The organism is Pseudoalteromonas maricaloris, assembly GCF_024746855.1.
In the GTDB taxonomy this organism is placed as follows: Bacteria; Pseudomonadota; Gammaproteobacteria; order Enterobacterales; family Alteromonadaceae; genus Pseudoalteromonas; species Pseudoalteromonas maricaloris.
Window position 1 is genome coordinate 3,569,581 of the sequence record NZ_CP024625.1, and the last position, 18,892, is coordinate 3,588,472.

The following is an 18,892-nucleotide window of genomic DNA, read 5'->3' on the forward strand; positions in this document are numbered from 1 at the left end:
TGTTTTCCTACGGCAGAATTTGTGTACCTACGTGCTCACCATTGAGCAACGCAATTAAATTTTCTGGCTTTTGCCAGCTAGAGATGTACACCCCTCGTCGTAAGTGTTGGGCAGCGTGAAGACTGGTCTTAACTTTGACCTCCATCCCGCCCACAATGACCTTTTGCGTGATTAACGTTGAAATCTGTTCCGCGTTAAGTTGATTTAATGGCTGTTTATCGCCATCAAGTACCGCTTCAACGTCAGTCATAAAAATAAGTTCTGCACCAAGTTTACTGGCGATAGCAGCTGCTGCTTCATCCGCATTCACATTGTATAAATGGCCGTCAGCACCAATACCAACTGAACTAACAACAGGCAACCTATCAAACTCCAACACTGCTTCAAGCATGCCACCTTCACTCGCTTCACAGCTACCTACACGGCCAAGCGCTTTAAGCTTTTGAGTTGTGGAAAACCCAGCATCATATAAGCACAATCCAACGGGCTTGAGCGTGGCGGTAATGGCGTCTGCCATCAGTTGCTTGTTAGCACAGCCTGCAAGTGCACCAACAATATAGGGCATTTGCTCTTGTGGACTGATCCGCAGTCCTTGATGTTTTGCAGTAGCAAAACCGGCATCGGTCAGCCACTTATCAACCAGCGCCCCGCCACCATGAACAATCACAAACTGCTTGTGTGGTGCATCCTGTTGAATTTGCTTGATAGCTGAAAACAATGCTTGCGCTGCCCCCTCTTGATTCAACACCGCACCACCTAGTTTTATTACCCAAGTTTGTTTGCTCATGCTGATACTCCTAAACCTTGATAATGCTCAAGTCCCGCCGCCAAGTTCATACACTGTAATGCTTGGCCTGCAGCCCCTTTAAGCAAGTTATCAATCGCGACCACTACAATCAGTTGATTGCCCTTTTGCTGCCAACCAATATCAACAAAAGGCTGATTTTCAACGGCTTTGATTGATGGGAGTTGACTCCCCTTTAATCTGATCAACGGCTCATCGGCAAGCACCTGGTAAGCGGCATCAACTTGATTTGGTGTGACATTTTCTTTCAGAGTGACGTAGATCGTTTCCAAGATACCACGCTTAAAATTCCCTAAATGCGGCGTAAACAACACTGGGTGTTCAAGGTATTTTTCTATTTCTGGACTATGTCTGTGCGTAAACAAACCGTATGGTGCAAGAGATACTTCGCAAAAGTGTGTGGCGACATTCGCTTTTCTACCTGCGCCGGTAACACCAGAAACAGCATTAATGATAACTGGCTGCTCTGTTATCAGATCAGCTTGTTGTAATGGCTTAAGTGCATTGAGTGCCGCAGTCGGATAGCAGCCCGCGACCGCCACTAACTTTGCCGTTTTAATAGCATCGCCATACCATTCAGCTAACCCGTATTGCGCTTGCGCTAACCAGTCTTGATGTGGGTGAGAAAAACCGTAGTAAGTTTCGTAGTCTTCATTGCTAGATAAACGGTAACCTCCAGATAGGTCAAAAACCCGTTTGCCCATCTGTAAAAATACCGGTGCAAGTTCTACGCTAACTTTGTGATCCGTGCATAAACACACATAGTCCGATGATTGCTCTATCAACGAAAAAGCTTGCTCATTTAAGGGTTGCAGCTCAATATCTAGCAAGCCCGAATATTCTGGATATAAATCGCTGATGAATTTGTGTTTGTCTAAGCTTTGCTCAGATACAAAGCAATGCGCAAGTGTGAAGGCAGGATGCTTGGCAACCAGCTTAGCAAGCTCAGCGCCACTGTAGCCGCTCGCTCCGATTATAGATACTTTCAACATAGTGTTCTCAAGATTAAAAAAGTTTGATTAGGATTGGTTCTGCTAGTTGTTGAAGTCAAATCGTCGCATTGCTGTTCCAAAATATATTTATGCTAAAAAAGTGAATTGATATTCACTCTAAACATCTTTATATTTTTATGCAAGAACTTTGAATAAGTATTTTAGGAATTTTTATGAAATTGCCCGCTTTTATGGAAATGTATCAGCAACTGATCGCCGCGCCATCTATCAGTGCATTAGAAGAAAGTCTCAACATGAGTAATCAGAGTGTGATCCAGCTACTCGCACAGTGGTGCGAAACGTTAGGATTTACTGTCGAAGTAACAGAGCTTGAACATGCAAAAGGAAAATATAATCTAATTGCAAGACGAGGTAATGGCGATGGTGGATTAATGTTGGCCGGCCACACGGATACCGTGCCGTTCGACGATAGCCGCTGGCAATTTGATCCTTTTAAATTAAGCGCGCAAGATAATAAATTATATGGCCTTGGAAGTATTGATATGAAAGGTTTTTTTGCTTTCGTATTGAATGCAATCTCAGAGCTTGATGAATTACAGCAAAGTGCTCCTATCATGATTTTAGCCACCGCCGATGAAGAAACCACTATGGCTGGTGCTCAGGAAATCGCAAAACATCCAAGCTTGAAGCCGGCGCGCTGCATTATTGGTGAACCCACTGATATGGTGCCGGTATTTACCCACAAAGGCCATATGACGACCGCCATCCGCATCGTTGGTCGTTCAGGCCATAGCTCAGATCCAGAGCGCGGCTTAAATGCCATTGAAATCATGCATCAGGTGATTGCAAATTTATTAAAGTTAAGAGAAGAATTAAAGAATAAATATTCAACTCCACATTTTGCTATTCCTTACCCAACTTTAAACCTTGGGCACATTCATGGTGGCGACAATGCCAACCGTATTTGTGGCTGTTGTGAACTACATATTGATATGCGCCCTTTGCCAGGTCTTAGCATCAAAGAACTACAAGCCATGCTCACGGCAGCTATGGCACCCATCAATACACATTATCCGAATAGTGTCTCGGTTATAGATATGCACGAACCCATTCCGGCTTTTACCGGCTCGACAGATTCTGCTTTGGTGAAAATGGCTGAGCGCCTGTCAGGACAACAAGCAATTGCTGTAAACTATTGTACCGAAGCACCCTTTCTACAACAGCTAGGCTGCGAAACTATCGTTATGGGGCCGGGTTCAATTAATCAAGCACACCAACCCAACGAGTTTTTAGCAATGGAAAAAATCCAGCCAAGTCAGGATATTATTAAGCAGCTAATAAGAGAAAGTTGCTTTGCTTATACCAGCTGTATTAAGTAAATGATCTATCTTGAAGCGGGGAAATAGCTTTAGTAGCAAGGCAAAAATTTTGCTATTTAGTTGTTCTAAATGAGAAATTTTTAACGAAGCTAATATGCTATTTCACCCTTCAAATTGATTAGAGAATTAATTCAATTGGTATTAATTATAACTAAAAAGGGCGCTCACTCGAGCGCCCTTTTTCAGGCTAGATTGGTGAGCCTGGCGGCATTTCAAGCGCTTTAAAGCTTTCAGGCCACTCTCCTGAATCTAGATAGTGATTAATTTGCTGCGCGAGCATATGTTTAAATGCTTGCTCAAAAGCAACATCACTAAATACCGACGACTGATTAAAGTCTTTCGCAACTTTTGCTAAATAAAACTTTAACTGCGCCTGCACTTCAGGTGCGACTTTATCGTTGTTACTCAGTTTTACAAGCTGAGTTGCACTTAGGTATTGCACTCGTTGCTGTAGCTTTTGAGCCATGCCGTTGCTACCTGACTGGGCAAATACCTGCTGATATAAAGCCTCTAAAAGTGCCTGTGTACCAAAATATTGAGTATCACGTGCGTGCTGCTGTGCAAGACGATTTAATCGCTGTGGATTAAGCAGCAAGTCAAGGCTATGCTGTGCGGCGACTTCTGGTAATGCCATCGCATCTAGGGTTAGCCCAGTTCGCCCTTTAATACTTTCGCGAGTTTTGTACTCACCGTAAGCCTTAGGAGGTATTAACGCCAAAATAGAGTCAGGAATAGTCAACACCGCAGGCGACAGCGTACTCAAAAGCGCATTGGCCGCATTTTGCTGCGCCTCTTTAGCCACAACTTTCGCCCCTTTTATTACCTCGTCACCGCGAACTTCATAGTCGTAATCCACGCCGCCAATCAATTTTACTGCGGCTTCAACCTGATAACGATGGAAAAGATACAGTGGTACCAGTTTCTCCTCTAGCTGCGACAGAGCAACTCCTTTTTGAATGCTGTGAATACCAAAGCTATTCAACGCCTGCTTGCGGACATCCAACACACGCAGTAATTCTGCTGCAGGATCTGCCCCATTATCCCAAAGGTGCGCCGTTGGATGTGCCCCGCCCTGCGCTCTGGCGTCAGAGTCAGAGATAAATTCAAGCCCATGCGCCTTATTTTCAGCAAGAATAGCTGCAAGCTCAGTGGCTTCATCAGCACCAGCGAAATCACTATAACCATATTTAATCACTTGTGTATCCCACGTGCCCATGCCTTTTGCGTAGCCCTTAGTGATATCCAGTTGGCCATTTTCAAATCCCACCAGCGGATGAGGATAGTCCATGACTGACGCGCGATCCTTTACCGACGCTGAGAAGTTGTGTGCAATGCCCAACGTGTGGCCAATTTCATGTGCACTCAACTGACGAATACGGTCTAGCGCCATAGCATGAAGTCGCTCAGTCACCTCATTACCCTCAACAAACGGCGCAGAAAGTGCCTCGGCGATAAGAATATCTTGACGGACACGCAGCGAGCCTAGCGTCACGTGACCTTTTAAAATTTCACCGCTACGAGGGTCAATCACAGACGCGCCGTATGACCACCCACGAGTAGCGCGATGCACCCACTGGATCACGTTATAGCGAATATCCATAGGATCGGCATTTTCAGGAAGTACTTTGACTTGAAATGCATTTTTGTAGCCAGCAGCTTCAAATGCTTGATCCCACCATTTAGCACCATCAAGTAATGCAGTTTTGACAGGCTCAGGCACGCCAGGATCAAGATAGTAAATGATTGGCTCTACCGCCTCCGAAATTTGTGCCGTTGGGTCTTTTTTCTGTAAACGGTGGCGTGGGATATAACGCTCAAACATTGACTGTCCAAGCGGTGCTGAGTAATCCTTATGCTCGATACTCCAATAACCCGATTGCGGATGAAATGCACGTGGCTGGTAGTTATCGTCAGGCAGCTCAATTAAAGAATGGTGCTGATGTACTGTAAGCGCATAAGGATCTGCACTCACCTGGCGTACATATTCACCAGGCTTTGTACCTTTGAATGTCAACACGGCTTCAAGTTCTGTGTTTTTAACAAATGCCTTTGAACGCGACATAAACACAGCGCTGCGGCTTGAGTCTAAGCTAAAACTACCTTGATTACGATTTGCCAAGGTGCGAGAAACACCATGCACATCGCTGAGTAGATAAGGCGTGTAGTCAATCAACACACTGTCTTTATCTTCTGCAACCACGTTGAACCCGTGTAGAATGCTTGAAGCAAAAGCCTCTTTAACGCTTTGCTTTTCGGCCATATTATTCGCACTTGCGCGATAATAAGTGTTGATAGCACGCAGCATGACCTTATCACCAAAACGTTCAAACTGAACTAAGTGCGTACCGCCTAACTGCCCGCGGTCTAAACCGATATCATTCGAACCTACACCATAAGGTAAACTATGCTGTAACAAGAAAGGGGCGTCTAGTTTGTCGATGTCTAAGTACAGTTTGCCGCTCGAATCATCGCTATAGAAGGCGTAAAAACCGGGATGATGATTAAAACTGGCAGTAAATTCATCAATAGACTTAATTGCTGCGTGTGCTTGGGTTATCATACACAGTAGCAAAGCGGATACAGTTTGAGTGAAGCACGTTATTTTTCTCATGGCTGCTCTTTGTTATTTATGGTTTTGAGGCTTAACCCCAGTTGTATATGAAATCGTATACAATTTACAGTCTTTCAAGACGAATTACAGCGCTGTTTATGGCACCTCTCACACTATTTATTGCCATAAACACAAGGTGATCAGGATTTAAAAAATGCGTAGACTCCCTCCGGTGTTAATTGAAGATGGTTGTTCTCGTGAGTTGGTTTCTCTAATCCGAACCATTCTCGCGGCATGTAAAGAAATATCGTTCCGTGTTGGCCAAGGTGCACTTTCAGGTGTATTAGGTTCAACCTTAGATGAAAACATTCAAGGTGAAACGCAAAAGAAGCTCGATGTACTTTCAAACCAGCTATTGAAAGATATTTTGCTTGAATCTGGCTATGTCAAAGCCATCGCTTCTGAAGAAGAAGATTACACCGTCGCCGGCAATCCAAAAGCGAACTATATTGTCGCTTTCGATCCGTTGGATGGTTCATCCAATACCGACATTAATTCACTAGTTGGTACTATTTTCTCTATTATGGAAGCCCCTGAAGGTTCAGATCCTAGCGATCCTGCAATCTTTATGCAGCCGGGTCATAAACAAGTAGCAGCGGGCTATGTGTTATATGGCCCATCAACCATGTTAGCGCTATCAACAGGCAAGGGAACTCGCTTGTTTACCCTAGACAAAACACACGGTAGCTTCCTACTCACTCAAGACTTTGCAGCCATTCCAGAAGACACCAAAGAGTTTGCCATCAACGCTTCAAACCAACGCCACTGGACCCCAGCAATGCAAAATTACATTGCCGATCTACTTGAAGGTGAAACCGGACCGCGTGGTAAAAACTTCAATATGCGCTGGATTGCGGCAATGGTTGGCGATGTTCACCGCGTATTATGCCGTGGCGGACTATTCACTTACCCAGAAGATCGTAAAGATCCAAACAAGCCGTTTAAACTTCGCCTACTTTACGAAGCCAATCCAATGGCGATGCTTATCGAGCAAGCAGGCGGTATTGCCCACACAGGTCGTGAACGCATTTTGGATATTCAACCTGAAGAAATACATCAACGCGTTGGTGTTATCTTAGGTTCAAAGCACGAAGTTGAAGCGTGCCTTGCTTATCATCAATGATCTATTTTGAAGCGAGAAAATAGCTCGTTTCACACATGAAAAAGGTGCCATTGGCACCTTTTTCACATTAAATAGTGGATTAATTTGTCTCAACGGGCACATCGGGATCAGCGCCCCATTCACTCCACGAGCCGTCATATACCGTCAAATGTTTATAACCTAGCTCGTCAGCCACCAGCGCTAAAATACAGGCTGTAACACCTGAGCCACAAGAGAATATCAGAGGCTTAGTTTTATCCTTTGATAAGTCGCTATACAACTCTTCAAGCTCAGTGAGTGGTTTAAAGCAGCCATCGGCGTTTAGCAAACTCGTATATGGTAGGTTTTTACTTTTAGGCACATGACCGCTGCGCATATCTGCACGAGGCTCTTGCTCTTCACCAGTAAAGCGCTTTGCACCTCTAGCATCAAATAGATAACTCAGTTCGGCGTCAATATTACTAAGCACAGCGGCTTTATCTACAAATGCTGTTTCATCATATGCAGCGACAAAGTTTCCTGCTTGTTGGACTTGCGTATATGCTTGACTCAAAGGGTATTGTTTTTCACACCAAGCAGGTAATCCGCCATCCAGTACATACACTTGTTTATGACCCATCATTTTGAGCATATACCAAGCTCTGGCAGCGCTAAACATCCCCTTATCATCGTAAGCGACTAACACATCATGTTGGTTGATACCAAGCTGTCGCATTTCTGCTTGAAATTGAACTGGACTGCAGCACATATTGGGTGATGTAGCACGGGGATTAGCTAGCGCACCACCAATATCAAAACGCAGCGCGCCTTGAATGATTGCAGGGGTGTGATAAGGGCCTGACTGACCCGGTTTCACAATACCAGCATCCAATACTTTCACTTTGCCAAGGTTTGCAAAGAGCCATTCCCTATCGACCACATGCTTCATGCTATTACTTTCCTTCGGGTCTGCGCACGACCTCTATTATTTCCGTTGTTGAAATTGATGGGGTGCGCTCTAAATAAACCACATCACAGATATCTTGATATATATCGAACTTGTCTTTCCAATCATCACCCATCACCAGAACATCCGCATCAAAGTCTTTGATATATTGCGCTTTTAGCTCCAGAGATTCTTCCACAAACACCTCATCTACAAATCGCAATGAACTAATGATTTTTAGGCGATCTGCTATTGAGTATATTGGATTTCTACCTTTTTTCGAAAAGTTAAGTTCATCCGACGAGATCCCCACAATGAGATAATCACCCAGAGCTTTCGCTCGCTCTAAAATATTGACATGACCAACGTGGAATACATCAAATGTTCCAAATGTGATAACTTTTTTCAACTTGGCTCTCTTCATTCGTTAATAAGTTTATGTGTAAACACTATATGAAGTATCAACAGCGCCTTCTAATCTTATGAACTATAAGTACCGAAGGTAGAATGTGATTGTAGCATTCATTGATTTTCTTACAACGATATGACGCTTTTGAGCGTTTACTTGATTGGCTTTTAAAGAAGTGTGAAACGTTATAACCAAGTCACTTCTGCGAAACAACTTGGTTATACGGTATTTTTAGTACTGTCTGACTTCTAGGTTTACTTCAAAACCATCAAAGTCATAAGCGTCATTATCTGTCGCTAAATCAGTCCAGCCACCACCATTGGAAGCCCATGGAGTGAACGTCGAGTTCCCAACTTCTCGCCCACCCCTATCAGATACTCGCAAGCCGATACGAAAATCGCTTAAAGAGCGGCTACTGTTCCAAGCTCTGGTTTCGATGCGAATGCGAAAAGCATCAGGGTCGAATCGGTCTGTATCAAATGCCATACCAGACCAACCACCACCTTCACTCGCCCAAGGAGTGTATTGCCAGTATCCAAAATCACCTCGGCCGCCTCGGTCTGCAGCTTGGATAGCTAATCGGAAATCACGGTTTGTCGGGATCTGGTTAAGTACAGATAAGTGTAAACGTAATGCATCGGGGTCATATGCATCTCGATCAACAGCCCAATCAGACTGAACATTAGAACCTGCAGAAAGATACTTAGTATACTCTACAGCACCAGGGTCTCTGCCACGATCATCTAGAGCTTGTAGTCCTATACGGAAATCGTAATTCGAACCTGTACCAGCTAAATTAACAGTTGAATCAATTTGCTCTGCCGCAAAAGTAGATATGCTAACGCCCAGTGAGCACATAAGCATGATAGATTTAAACTTCATGTAAAACTCCTTTTATATATAAATGTGTAGTACCAATTTGATACCTAGGAATTTTACGACTCAAAATATGATAATTTAATGTAAATAAAGTTAAAAACTGTAGCTATTGATTATAATTTGATTATCTCACTTCGCATCGGTGCTAAGCGCGCCAGAACTTGATTTTGTACAGAGTGAGCAATCCCAACCTCATTCATTGCGTTGATCAAGAGATCAACCACTCGATTAAAGTCAGACTCACTAATAGCCATGCCGGTGTGGATCTGCACCATGCTATCACCTTCATAATCACAAGGGCCATCTAAGGTATCGCACAGATGAGTGATAAACCCTTCACGAAAGTGCCTAACATTGGACTCTCTAAAATACGGTAAAATAACGTCATCATTGCCAATCTGTTTAATAAACGCGTCTACTAGCTTTTCTGCGCCGGCGTTGCCCCCTATTTGCTCATATAGGGAGGTTTGTGGAGTTGAAGCACTACACGCCACGAGGAAAAGCAAGATTGCCGTTAGTGATAGCCATTTCATTTAAAAGTACCCCGTAACAGATAGATACCAACCCGTTTGAGAAGGCTGCCCTGCGATTTTTCCAAGGTCTAGCCATGCCGCCGTCACACTCACTGACTTATTCGGGATCCAAGCGACAAAAACATCTTTCCAATCTGATTCACCAAGTCCAAGGTTATTGGATTTTTGGCGGTATTCTGCACCGACAGCCCAATGCCTAGATAAAAATACTGCGCTGCTGGCTTCTAGTTGCCAAGGCGCACTGTCGTTAGCCCCACCATAACCCAGAATGCCAAGTTGATTAGCTCTAGAATGTCTCATCGTAATATTCCAGAACCAGTTATAACCGCCTACAGCACCCAAATGCAGTTTGCTTGCAGCTAAGTAATAATCCGTTCCTGAGTCTTCTTCAGCGCCAAGTAAATTGGCAACCGTTGCATCATCCAAGGACTTATGCTGAATACCAAAGCTCAATTGTGGATATTTACTGTAGACGATATCGCCATATAGCCGCACCTTAGCACCGACAATATCTTGCTCAATATCAAGATTAAGCGCATCCACATCGAAGTTTTGTCGAGCGAAACTTAACTCTACGCGATTGAATAAGTTGGCTTGAACGCCACACACATCGAGCTGGTAGTCTTTTAGGCTAGCTCGGCTACAAAACCCGCTCGCCGACCATTCATCTTCCGAAGCATATCCGGCAAGCTGCGCCCATGGCACAATACCACCACCGGCACTACCCTCAACCTGTGACACTCCGGGAGTCGCTAGTAACTTTCCTGTTGCGGCGTAAGTTGGTCCGCATACTATTAAGCATGCGGCAAAAACATTAGCCCACTTCATTATATCTCCCCAGCCACAGGTCAAAGTCTGCGGCTTTGAGTGGCTTACTTAGATAGTAACCTTGTGCATAATCACACTGCATTGACTCAAGTAGCTCAAGCGATGCTTTGTCTTCAACCCCTTCCGCGACCACGCTAAAACCAAGTTGGTGACCAAGCGTGATAGTGGAGCGCACAATAAACTGGTCTTTTTCCGATTGTGCGAGCTTTAAAATAAATACCTTGTCGAGTTTCAGCTCATCAATAGGTAACATTTTTAATCGACCAAGGGAAGTTTGACCGACACCATAATCATCAAGCGAGACCTGCACGCCAAGCTGTTTAAGCGCTTGGAGAACCGCAATGCCTTTTTCCTCATTCTCAATCATGTCTCGCTCAGTAAGCTCTATGGTGATCAACTCAGGTTTGACGTTATATGTGTCTAGTAGCGTCTTAAGATGAGACAAGAAGTTTTTATCTGCGATGTCTTGTGCCGATACATTAATGGCAGCCTTGATGCGTTCACCTTGGCGTACCCAATTAGCAACTTGAGACACCACAGTCTTTACTACCCACTGAGTTAACTCAACAATCAAACCTGATTGCTCGGCAAGATCGATAAATAGTTCGGGCGACACCCATTCACCATTTTTACGTTGCCAACGAATAAGAGACTCAACCTTATCAATACGATTGGTTTTCATATTTAGCTTTGGTTGGTAGGTCATAAAAAGCTGACCATCATCGTTGGCAATAGCGTGTTTTAGTTCATCAATAATTTGCAGGCGCTCTAGATGGGCTTCATCTTCACCTGATTGGTAGTAGTAAACATCATGACCATCGTGCGCTGCAGTATCAACTGCGATCAAAGCCCGGCGAACGACATCCTCGGGAGTATGTGCTTGTTTGGGGTAATGCACTACGCCGATACTAAAGTGAAGCGAAATATCTAATCCCTGCACAGTGTAAGGTTTACTCAGGCCTTGATTTAGCATCTCAGCACATTCAACAATACCGAGCACAGCACTTTGCGGATCAGCATACACACTCGCTTGATGCGCAACTAAAAACTCATCGCCACCAAGCCTAACATTCAATCCGCCTTCTGCTGTATTGATCTCCGCTATCCGTTTCGCCACGGCCTTAATACAATCATCTCCTACCCGAGGGCCAAGCTTGTCATTGATATGGCGTAATCCCTTTATGTCTATGGCAATAAAGTAATACTCTGCACCACTGCTGAGCATACTATGTAGTTTATCCAAAGCCGCATTACGATTAAAAAATCCAGTCAAATGGTCATGACTGGCTTGAAAGCGGATCTGCTCTTCACGCTGTTGAATGTCTTCGCCCATATCATTAAAAGCGTCAACGAGTTGGCAAATTTCTTGGGTCGGTCGAGCCTCTTCCAGCTTGGCTGAGTAATCCCCTTTAGCAAAGCGTTTTGCCAACTCAGTAAGCTTACTAAGCGGTGTCGTAAGATTCTTGGCAACAATACCACTGGTGATAAAACCAATAAGGATAGTACCGAAGGAGAGTAAAATAATGGTCAACACCATTTTATCGAATTCTTGATACTGAGTAGTTAAATCCGCACTGAGTACCAAACTCACCGGGTTACTTTCAAGAGAAGGTAAACTCACCTCTGCACTTTCATATACCGGATACTGGCTAAGCCACCGTGTCGTTTTTTGCGCCGCTAAGAAAGTAAATAAATCACCACCGAGTGCAAGAGTGGTCAGCGAGCTTGCTTTTAGGTTATCAGCGGCACCAACAAAGCTCGTTTCCATTCCTGTCAGCTCTTTGAGCTCTAGCGCCACAGCAGATCCAACCTCAAAGCCAATAATTGAGTATGCAATCGTTCTAGGTGCTCGCACAGGCAAAATAATCACTTGATACAACTGCTCACTAAGCACCACAAAAGCTGAGTGGTCGGTGTGGCTTTGCAACGCTTGCATCCAAGTTCTGGTATCGCTCGGGAAGTCGAGTCCTTCTCTGTTAGCGGAGATCAGGTCGCCTTTCACATCCAGCAGCAGCATTAAGTCAGCATCAATACGGCGGGAGTGATTAAGCAACACACTACTGATGGTTTGTGCGTCTCTCGTCGCGACTGCCTGTTTAAAGCCAAAGTCAGCGGTCAGTACAGTCGCTGCGGTAACTAATAGCTGCTCTCGCGCTTTTAAATATTGTTGATAAACATTTTGCGCCACTTGAATTTTTCTTTGCACTTGCGCTTCATTGAATTTACTTGTGGACCACCAAAAACTTGCCAAGCTCATCCCCGCCGTGACTAGGATCAGCAAAATACAGAGACTAATTATTTTATGTTTAAAGCTGTTATTCATTCATGTTGTCCAAAGCGCTCGCCAAAGGTATTACGCGGCGCTGGATAAGTTGTTTTTATTGTTACGGACATTGGCGCCGTTGTGTTCACTATTTGTACGGTTTGCCGACTATCTATGTCATTATCTTGATAAGGATGCCATACCGTTACTTGTTTCGTAGAATTCGGCAAAGTTACTAATCCATTCGCATCAGATACCAATACTTGCTTGTCATCTGCAATGTAAATATAGCCCACCATAGAGTCGTGAATGTTACAACCTAACACCACTACACCAGCGTTTTCAAACTTAAGCGGTTGATTTGGCGTGCCAGCGTATAGCTTTAGCTCAAAAGGTTTTACCGCAGAAAACGAATAAACGTGATGACGGATATCATCGCTATTGGGAAAATTAACCAATTGTCCTTTTTGGATGGTAAGGATGAAAGGAACAAACTGTTTATTGATTTGATCCATAACCGCCACTGCTTTTGCTGCTGACTCAACAGGCTCATCCGTCAATTCAACAACGGCATGCTGCAAGGGCTTGCCGCTGCCATCTAGCACTGTTAATTGCCCAGCATTTGCGCAGCTTGAATCTAAAAGGAGTAAAAAACAAAAACTTAATAGGAGTAGAACAGACGTTCGCATATCTGACTCTATTTTTTGCAACAATTAGGTTAAGTAAAAGAGACCTTGCAATGAAAAGCAAGTGAATTGAGGAAATTGCCCTAATAAACTTGTCTATCAGGGCAATTGAAAAAGAATTAATCTATTAAACCGTACTGCTTATCAAGAATATCAATAACTTCTTGGCGAGGATCAGCAGGGATCGTTAGCTCACGGCCAACGATTTTACTTGCGATCCCAACGTAAGTTTCGCTTACCGACATCATCACAGCTTCTGGCAATAGATAGTCGCGAGCAAGTGCTTCACGCTCAGGCATGCGGTCTTTATTCAGCAGCACATCGCTATCTGGTACGTTGTTTATCAATAGCTGACGGAAACCTTCTTTTGAGTTTTCAACGATCTTACCATCGCGATAAGCAGGTCCATCCCAAATACGTGACGAGTCAGGCGTACCCACTTCATCAATGTAAATTAGGCGCTCTTGTCCGTCTTTATCTTCAACGTAACCAAACTCAAATTTAGTATCAACAAAGATCTGATCAAGCTTCTCAAGCTCTTTACTAATCAGGGCAAAGCCCTCGGTTAGCAACTGCTCGTACTTATCCACATCTGCCGCAGATTTAAAGTTGAACGCTGCAAGGTTATCTTCGATGTTTTTACGAGAGATGTTTACGTCATCCACTTCTGGTACGTCTGCTAAACCTTTGATGATCCCTTTGGTTGATGGTGTGATTAAGACATTATCTAGTTTTTGATTGGCCTCTAAACCTTCTGGTAATTGCAAGCCACAAAACTCCCTTACGCCCTTTGCGTAATCGCGCCACATGCTGCCGGTAATATATTGACGCGCAATCGCTTCAACTCTTACCGTACTGGCTTTACGCACAATCCAAACATAAGGATGTGGAATATCAACAATGTGATTACCTGCAAGACCTGCTTTATCAAAAAGTGAAAACCAATGTGAAGCAACGCTGTTAAGCGCAATGCCCTTACCCGGTACACCGTTAAGACCATTTTCACCTTGCCAAATACAATCAAACGCTGAAATACGGTCAGAAATGACCATAATTGCCAGCTCTGTACCAACCGGGACTTGATAGCCTTTTTCTTCAATTAACCGCGCACTGTCGGCGTCGGTTAACCAATAAACTGAACGTACTTTACCACTGTGAACCGCACCCTTAGTGCGAATTGGAAGATCGTCATTAACGTCTAAAACTTTGTAGCTACTCATTGTTACTCCAATGACAGGATGCGCCTTGCTAAAGGGCACAAAATAATGAGGGGGTTAGGGTCGCTATAATAGTCGAGCTGAACAAAAATCACAATTTAACTTACACGCTTGTTGTTGAGCTTAACTTAGTTTTGCTTTAGTCATTCTTGTTATACCATCACAACATTATTTGCCAGCGTTGAGGCGTTATGCTTACGATATCTCAATTACAGTTTACATGGCCTAAGTCGAGCACTCCGGTGCTAACCATACCTAAGCTACATATCGCCCGGGGTGAACACGTGTTTTTACATGGTCCAAGCGGCAGCGGTAAATCGACTTTGCTAGGACTTATTGCCGGCACCTTGGATTGCCAGCAGGGAGAAATTGAAATTGCAGGTACAAACGCGAGCGCACTGAGCCATGGCCAACGAGATAAGTTTAGAGCCGACCATATAGGTACTATTTTTCAGAACTTTAATTTGTTGCCCTATTTGTCGCCTATTGAAAACGTTACTCTTGGTTGCGAATTTTCCAAAAAGCGCAGGCAAAACATTTCCTCACAGAATAAATCGCTTGAGCAGGAAGCCAAACTTCTGCTCTCTGATCTTGGTATAGACGAGCACACTCAGCAGCGCAGTGTCGCGGAGTTAAGTATTGGGCAACAGCAGCGCGTAGCCGCCGCTCGCGCATTTATCGGCAGGCCCGAAATCATTATTGCCGATGAGCCAACCTCAGCCCTCGATGCCGACAGCCGTGATGGCTTTATTAAATTACTCTTTAGCCAAGCCGCGGTTTACAGTGCATCTATTCTCTTTGTCAGTCACGATAAAAGCTTAGCGCCGTTATTTGATAGGCAAATAAGCTTGCCTGATTTACAACAAGGAGCACCGCTATGCTAATCAAACTTGCGTGGAAAAGTACGCTAAACCGAAAAGCCAGCGTCGCCCTAACTCTAGTGACCATTGCAATTAGTGTCATGTTACTGCTGTCGGTTGAGCGTGTACGCCAAGACGCAAAATCCAGCTTCGCGAACACTATTTCTGGCACAGACCTGATTGTCGGCGCACGTACTGGTGATATTCAGCTATTGCTTTCAAGCGTATTTAGAATTGGTCATGCCAATAATGCCGTACAATGGCAAAGTTACGAGTATATCAAGGCACAACGCGGTGTTGCGTGGAGCATTCCCATTAGTTTAGGCGATAGCCACAAAGGCTTTGCTGTGCTGGGCACAGATGCAAGTTACTTCAGTCATTATCAATACGCTAAAAAACAGCATCTCACCTTTGCCGCTGGTCGACCATTTCACAATGGCCAAGAAGTGGTGCTTGGGGCTATGGTCGCAAAAAAGCTGGGTTATCAGCTGGGACAAAAAATCGTCATTTCTCATGGCATGGGCAATACCAGTTTCCATCATCATGATGACAATCCGCTGGTTATTTCTGGCATTTTGGCAGCCACGGGAACGCCCGTAGATAAAACATTACATGTGCCGTTAAGTGCCATCGAGAGCATGCATAGCTCAAGCCACACCAAGCCATCACGAATAGTTGCACGAAAACAAGATGCAACGCAGCATGAGCATGAGCATGAGCATGAGCATGAGCATGAGCATGAGCATGAGCATGACAGTAAAAACAATAGCGTTCTACTTCACAACCTCGACTCTAAGCCCGGTGATTTAATCGGTTCAACAACACAAATCACTGCATTTTTACTTGGTTTTGAGTCACCACTTTATACCCTACAAGTGCGCAGAAATATTAATCAGTATAAGGGTGAGCCTTTACTGGCAATTATGCCGGGGGTGACATTGAGGGAATTGTGGGAAATGCTTGATATCGTCGAAAAAATCTTGCTTCTCATTACCCTTGCTGTGGTGTTGATAAGCTTGCTTGGCATGCTAACCTCATTGCTCGCCACGCTGAATCAAAGGCGCCGAGAACTTGCTATCCTACGCTCCGTTGGTGCGCGGCCTTGGCATATTTTTACACTTCTCATTAGCGAAGCAATTTTTATTACCGTGTTAGGATGTGCTTTCGGTGTAGCGCTTTTTTATACCTTGCTCATTGCTGCCCAATCCAGCCTACAAAGTCAATTTGGCGTAGTCCTAAGTATCTCAGCGCTGTCAACCTATGAACTCACGCTACTAAGCGTTATTATAGGTGCAGGTACTTTGATCGGCGCCATTCCTGCCGCCCGTGCTTATTTTTACTCGCTTGCCGATGGCATGCAAATTAAAACCTAAGAGGATCAAGATGCAGTTAACCGCACGAACTCACGTTTTTTACTTCATTGCATTCATCACTGCGATGGTATTCAGTGGTATTGCAAATGCGGCACCACCTAAAGAGATATTCTGGGAAGATTTAATTCCAAAAGGACATGTCCAGATCAGCAATCAAGACGCAGCAAGCCATGATGGCGCCGAGCAAAATTGGGTGCAACCTGACTTAGACGCCCCAGTCGTCAAAGAGTTAGACGGCCAACTAGTCAGCTTACCCGGCTTTGTTGTACCACTTGAAGGTGACAGTGAAGTGATCACCGAATTTTTGTTGGTTCCCTACTTTGGCGCTTGCATCCACGTGCCGCCTCCGCCGCCAAATCAAATTGTTCATGTCAAAATCAAAGGCGGTGTTCCAATTGAGAGCCTATATGATGCAATCACAGTCAGTGGCACGATTAAGGTTTCTACTTGGAAGGGCGACATCGCGCAAACAGGTTATATGATGGAAGCCAAAGGCGTCGCGCCATTTGAGCTCTAAAAGTCATATAAATCACTAAAAAAGAGTGCCAATACTTAATTGAGCTAGATTGGCACTCTTACCACTGCAAAACATACAATTTTATTTCTTTTATTTACCCTACTCAGTGGTAGGAACACTGGCATACACCAGTTCGATGAGATTATTCATGGTTCGCGACTTTTGCATATACGCCTTTTCCATATACGCCAGCTCCTGAAGCTCAAATAAGGTACTCTCTACAAGAGAAAACCACTTAGCAGTCGTCTCAGCTATCTCAACCTCTCCGCGACTCGATTTTTTAAGTGCTTCATAGAGAATATTTAAGTCGTTATATTGACGTAGATAATCCATATCACCCTCAGTCAGTTGTTACCCTTGTTTTCATTTCACACTACAGTAACAAAAGCCTCGCTAAAAAATCTTGTCGAACCCATTTTTCTATTAAAATGATGAAAATAAAGTAAAAAGTATACGTAGGTTCTTGAGCGATATATCCATAATTGACTGATTAAATTTCCTCTTGCAGAAACATTTTTATTGATTACAATTACAAGTTAACAAAGATTACACATAAAAATAACTTAGATAGAGTGAACATACTCTCCCATACAAGAAAGGATTAAATTGGTGGGCAATCCCAATTTTAAATATAACGGTGATGACCTCAGAAGAATGCGCCTTGCTGCCCAAAAAACCACGCAGCAAATGGCCGATCTTGTTGGTATTAGCCGCCAAACCTACGAAAACTATGAAAATGGTGTAAGCCGTATACCTTGGGATCACTTTCAAGTTTGGTGTAACTACTGTGATATTGACCTTTCTCCCATTATTAAACAGTTTCAAGCGCTACGGAGCTTAATTAGTGATACCCAATTAAGACGCAAAAGCCCGACCTCTCCTGATGCAAAGAAAGTGGAAGAGTAAGTAGTCATGTTTTCAGCTGGTTTAAGTAGTAAAAGGATAAAAATAAATGAACTCATTAATGCAATGTACAACACCCAAAAATTTAAACTCCAGAAAAATATACTTTCATGAAATCAAGAAGGTAACTGGGGGAAGTCATGGCGGAACAGCAAAAGATCCGAAGTTAAGCCTTCATGCTCAAAAGGCAACGCAGCTCCAAGTGCTCGATATTCACCAGTTAAATACCGTAATCGGGGGTAGTGACGGTTTATTAAAAATAGATCCCAAAATCACAAAAGGTGAGTAAGGCAATCAAGACTAAAGTAAACCCAGAAGGGGTGGGATTACAGGCAAGCAAACAGCTGAACAAGAGATCACATTTAAAACCTCTCAGTTTTACAAGTGATTCTCAATAGGTGATTTTCAGGGTACAGTATTAACAAGTTTAACCTACTGCAAAGACCGCAAGGAACACTAATATGAAACTCTTGAATCGCCATTTTGTAAAAAAGTTATTACTCACAAAACCAAAAAATAAGCTAATTTACACCCAACCTATATATATTACTTCTGCCAAATTGGTGAGTGGTGGTAGTACAGGAAAAATTGGCGACGATCCAAAAGTTGAAACAGAAAATGTAACAGCCGATTTAGGAAGTTAACACGT

20 protein-coding genes are annotated in these 18,892 nt (G+C 43.8%); 8 read left to right on the forward strand and 12 right to left on the reverse strand.

The window, feature by feature from the left end; all coding sequences use genetic code 11:
• Positions 1-7: 7 nt before the first annotated feature.
• Complete coding sequence (argB, locus tag CTT31_RS15855) at positions 8-787, reverse strand: acetylglutamate kinase (protein ID WP_039492799.1); 780 nt, start codon at positions 785-787, stop codon at positions 8-10.
• Positions 784-1,794, reverse strand: a complete 1,011-nt coding sequence (gene argC, locus CTT31_RS15860) for an N-acetyl-gamma-glutamyl-phosphate reductase (RefSeq protein WP_174694584.1) — start codon at positions 1,792-1,794, stop codon at positions 784-786. Before argC ends, argB begins: the two co-directional genes overlap by 4 nt.
• Before the next feature lie 176 nt (positions 1,795-1,970).
• On the opposite strand from argC, the gene argE reads away from it, so the two are divergent.
• Positions 1,971-3,137 carry an acetylornithine deacetylase gene (gene argE / locus CTT31_RS15865; RefSeq protein WP_039492803.1) on the forward strand — a complete coding sequence of 389 codons (1,167 nt, stop codon included), beginning with the start codon at positions 1,971-1,973 and terminating at the stop codon, positions 3,135-3,137.
• Positions 3,138-3,324: 187 nt separating this feature from the next.
• On the opposite strand, the gene CTT31_RS15870 is transcribed toward argE, so the two are convergent.
• Positions 3,325-5,748: a zinc-dependent metalloprotease gene (locus CTT31_RS15870; protein WP_260491566.1), complete on the reverse strand. Its 2,424-nt coding sequence runs from the start codon at positions 5,746-5,748 to the stop codon at positions 3,325-3,327.
• 154 nt (positions 5,749-5,902) lie between these two features.
• On the opposite strand from CTT31_RS15870, the gene CTT31_RS15875 reads away from it, so the two are divergent.
• Complete coding sequence (locus tag CTT31_RS15875) at positions 5,903-6,871, forward strand: class 1 fructose-bisphosphatase (RefSeq protein ID WP_260491567.1); 969 nt, start codon at positions 5,903-5,905, stop codon at positions 6,869-6,871.
• Positions 6,872-6,950: 79 nt separating this feature from the next.
• On the opposite strand, the gene CTT31_RS15880 is transcribed toward CTT31_RS15875, so the two are convergent.
• The 8 genes from CTT31_RS15880 to CTT31_RS15915 form a co-directional block, all read right to left on the reverse strand.
• Entirely contained in the window at positions 6,951-7,778 is an 828-nt protein-coding gene (locus tag CTT31_RS15880; RefSeq protein WP_260491568.1) for a sulfurtransferase, read from the reverse strand.
• A 4-nt stretch (positions 7,779-7,782) separates the two neighbouring features.
• Positions 7,783-8,184 (reverse strand): FAD synthase family protein, encoded by a 402-nt coding sequence (locus tag CTT31_RS15885; protein WP_260491569.1) that lies wholly within the window; start codon positions 8,182-8,184, stop codon positions 7,783-7,785.
• A 231-nt stretch (positions 8,185-8,415) separates the two neighbouring features.
• Positions 8,416-9,066 (reverse strand): hypothetical protein, encoded by a 651-nt coding sequence (locus tag CTT31_RS15890; protein WP_010605852.1) that lies wholly within the window; start codon positions 9,064-9,066, stop codon positions 8,416-8,418.
• Between the two features lie 110 nt (positions 9,067-9,176).
• A complete protein-coding gene (locus CTT31_RS15895; RefSeq protein WP_039492807.1) occupies positions 9,177-9,596 on the reverse strand; it encodes a group I truncated hemoglobin in 420 nt (139 codons plus the stop codon).
• Positions 9,597-10,424 carry a DUF3034 family protein gene (locus tag CTT31_RS15900; protein WP_102056042.1) on the reverse strand — a complete coding sequence of 276 codons (828 nt, stop codon included), beginning with the start codon at positions 10,422-10,424 and terminating at the stop codon, positions 9,597-9,599. It abuts the gene before it with no gap.
• Complete coding sequence (locus tag CTT31_RS15905) at positions 10,411-12,747, reverse strand: putative bifunctional diguanylate cyclase/phosphodiesterase (RefSeq protein WP_260491570.1); 2,337 nt, start codon at positions 12,745-12,747, stop codon at positions 10,411-10,413. The genes CTT31_RS15900 and CTT31_RS15905 overlap by 14 nt, the downstream gene beginning before the upstream one ends.
• Positions 12,744-13,376: a methylamine utilization protein gene (locus CTT31_RS15910; RefSeq protein WP_260491571.1), complete on the reverse strand. Its 633-nt coding sequence runs from the start codon at positions 13,374-13,376 to the stop codon at positions 12,744-12,746. Before CTT31_RS15910 ends, CTT31_RS15905 begins: the two co-directional genes overlap by 4 nt.
• Before the next feature lie 116 nt (positions 13,377-13,492).
• Positions 13,493-14,593, reverse strand: coding sequence for a phosphoribosylaminoimidazolesuccinocarboxamide synthase (locus tag CTT31_RS15915; RefSeq protein ID WP_017218410.1), 1,101 nt, complete (start codon positions 14,591-14,593; stop codon positions 13,493-13,495).
• A 188-nt stretch (positions 14,594-14,781) separates the two neighbouring features.
• Between CTT31_RS15915 and CTT31_RS15920 the strand changes: the two genes are divergently transcribed.
• From CTT31_RS15920 to CTT31_RS15930, 3 genes are all read left to right on the forward strand, one after another.
• Entirely contained in the window at positions 14,782-15,474 is a 693-nt protein-coding gene (locus CTT31_RS15920; RefSeq protein WP_260491572.1) for an ABC transporter ATP-binding protein, read from the forward strand.
• Positions 15,468-16,823: an ABC transporter permease gene (locus CTT31_RS15925; protein ID WP_260491573.1), complete on the forward strand. Its 1,356-nt coding sequence runs from the start codon at positions 15,468-15,470 to the stop codon at positions 16,821-16,823. The genes CTT31_RS15920 and CTT31_RS15925 overlap by 7 nt, the downstream gene beginning before the upstream one ends.
• Before the next feature lie 64 nt (positions 16,824-16,887).
• Positions 16,888-17,340 (forward strand): DUF3299 domain-containing protein, encoded by a 453-nt coding sequence (locus CTT31_RS15930; RefSeq protein WP_370599249.1) that lies wholly within the window; start codon positions 16,888-16,890, stop codon positions 17,338-17,340.
• Between the two features lie 99 nt (positions 17,341-17,439).
• Here the strand turns inward: CTT31_RS15930 and CTT31_RS15935 are convergent, their stop codons facing one another.
• Positions 17,440-17,673 (reverse strand): hypothetical protein, encoded by a 234-nt coding sequence (locus CTT31_RS15935; RefSeq protein ID WP_130165028.1) that lies wholly within the window; start codon positions 17,671-17,673, stop codon positions 17,440-17,442.
• Positions 17,674-17,928: 255 nt separating this feature from the next.
• Between CTT31_RS15935 and CTT31_RS15940 the strand changes: the two genes are divergently transcribed.
• The 3 genes from CTT31_RS15940 (at position 17,929) to CTT31_RS15950 (ending at position 18,887) form a co-directional block, all read left to right on the forward strand.
• Positions 17,929-18,246 carry a helix-turn-helix domain-containing protein gene (locus tag CTT31_RS15940; RefSeq protein ID WP_193521909.1) on the forward strand — a complete coding sequence of 106 codons (318 nt, stop codon included), beginning with the start codon at positions 17,929-17,931 and terminating at the stop codon, positions 18,244-18,246.
• A 46-nt stretch (positions 18,247-18,292) separates the two neighbouring features.
• Complete coding sequence (locus CTT31_RS15945) at positions 18,293-18,532, forward strand: hypothetical protein (protein WP_045964904.1); 240 nt, start codon at positions 18,293-18,295, stop codon at positions 18,530-18,532.
• A gap of 172 nt (positions 18,533-18,704) precedes the next feature.
• Entirely contained in the window at positions 18,705-18,887 is a 183-nt protein-coding gene (locus CTT31_RS15950; protein ID WP_045964906.1) for a hypothetical protein, read from the forward strand.
• Positions 18,888-18,892: the final 5 nt, after the last annotated feature.

Excerpts from the sequence above, each read along its gene's own strand:
- CTT31_RS15935 (WP_130165028.1), bottom strand. The coding sequence starts at position 17,673 with ATGGATTATCTACGTCAATATAACGACTTAAATATTCTCTATGAAGCA.
- CTT31_RS15890 (WP_010605852.1), bottom strand. The coding sequence starts at position 9,066 with ATGAAGTTTAAATCTATCATGCTTATGTGCTCACTGGGCGTTAGCATA.
- argB (WP_039492799.1), bottom strand. The coding sequence starts at position 787 with ATGAGCAAACAAACTTGGGTAATAAAACTAGGTGGTGCGGTGTTGAAT.
- CTT31_RS15930 (WP_370599249.1), top strand. The coding sequence starts at position 16,888 with ATGGTATTCAGTGGTATTGCAAATGCGGCACCACCTAAAGAGATATTC.
- CTT31_RS15900 (WP_102056042.1), bottom strand. The coding sequence starts at position 10,424 with ATGAAGTGGGCTAATGTTTTTGCCGCATGCTTAATAGTATGCGGACCA.
- CTT31_RS15880 (WP_260491568.1), bottom strand. The coding sequence starts at position 7,778 with ATGAAGCATGTGGTCGATAGGGAATGGCTCTTTGCAAACCTTGGCAAA.
- CTT31_RS15920 (WP_260491572.1), top strand. The coding sequence starts at position 14,782 with ATGCTTACGATATCTCAATTACAGTTTACATGGCCTAAGTCGAGCACT.
- CTT31_RS15875 (WP_260491567.1), top strand. The coding sequence starts at position 5,903 with ATGCGTAGACTCCCTCCGGTGTTAATTGAAGATGGTTGTTCTCGTGAG.
- CTT31_RS15925 (WP_260491573.1), top strand. The coding sequence starts at position 15,468 with ATGCTAATCAAACTTGCGTGGAAAAGTACGCTAAACCGAAAAGCCAGC.
- CTT31_RS15870 (WP_260491566.1), bottom strand. The coding sequence starts at position 5,748 with ATGAGAAAAATAACGTGCTTCACTCAAACTGTATCCGCTTTGCTACTG.
- CTT31_RS15905 (WP_260491570.1), bottom strand. The coding sequence starts at position 12,747 with ATGAATAACAGCTTTAAACATAAAATAATTAGTCTCTGTATTTTGCTG.
- CTT31_RS15950 (WP_045964906.1), top strand. The coding sequence starts at position 18,705 with ATGAAACTCTTGAATCGCCATTTTGTAAAAAAGTTATTACTCACAAAA.
- argE (WP_039492803.1), top strand. The coding sequence starts at position 1,971 with ATGAAATTGCCCGCTTTTATGGAAATGTATCAGCAACTGATCGCCGCG.
- CTT31_RS15915 (WP_017218410.1), bottom strand. The coding sequence starts at position 14,593 with ATGAGTAGCTACAAAGTTTTAGACGTTAATGACGATCTTCCAATTCGC.
- CTT31_RS15910 (WP_260491571.1), bottom strand. The coding sequence starts at position 13,376 with ATGCGAACGTCTGTTCTACTCCTATTAAGTTTTTGTTTTTTACTCCTT.
- CTT31_RS15895 (WP_039492807.1), bottom strand. The coding sequence starts at position 9,596 with ATGAAATGGCTATCACTAACGGCAATCTTGCTTTTCCTCGTGGCGTGT.
- CTT31_RS15945 (WP_045964904.1), top strand. The coding sequence starts at position 18,293 with ATGAACTCATTAATGCAATGTACAACACCCAAAAATTTAAACTCCAGA.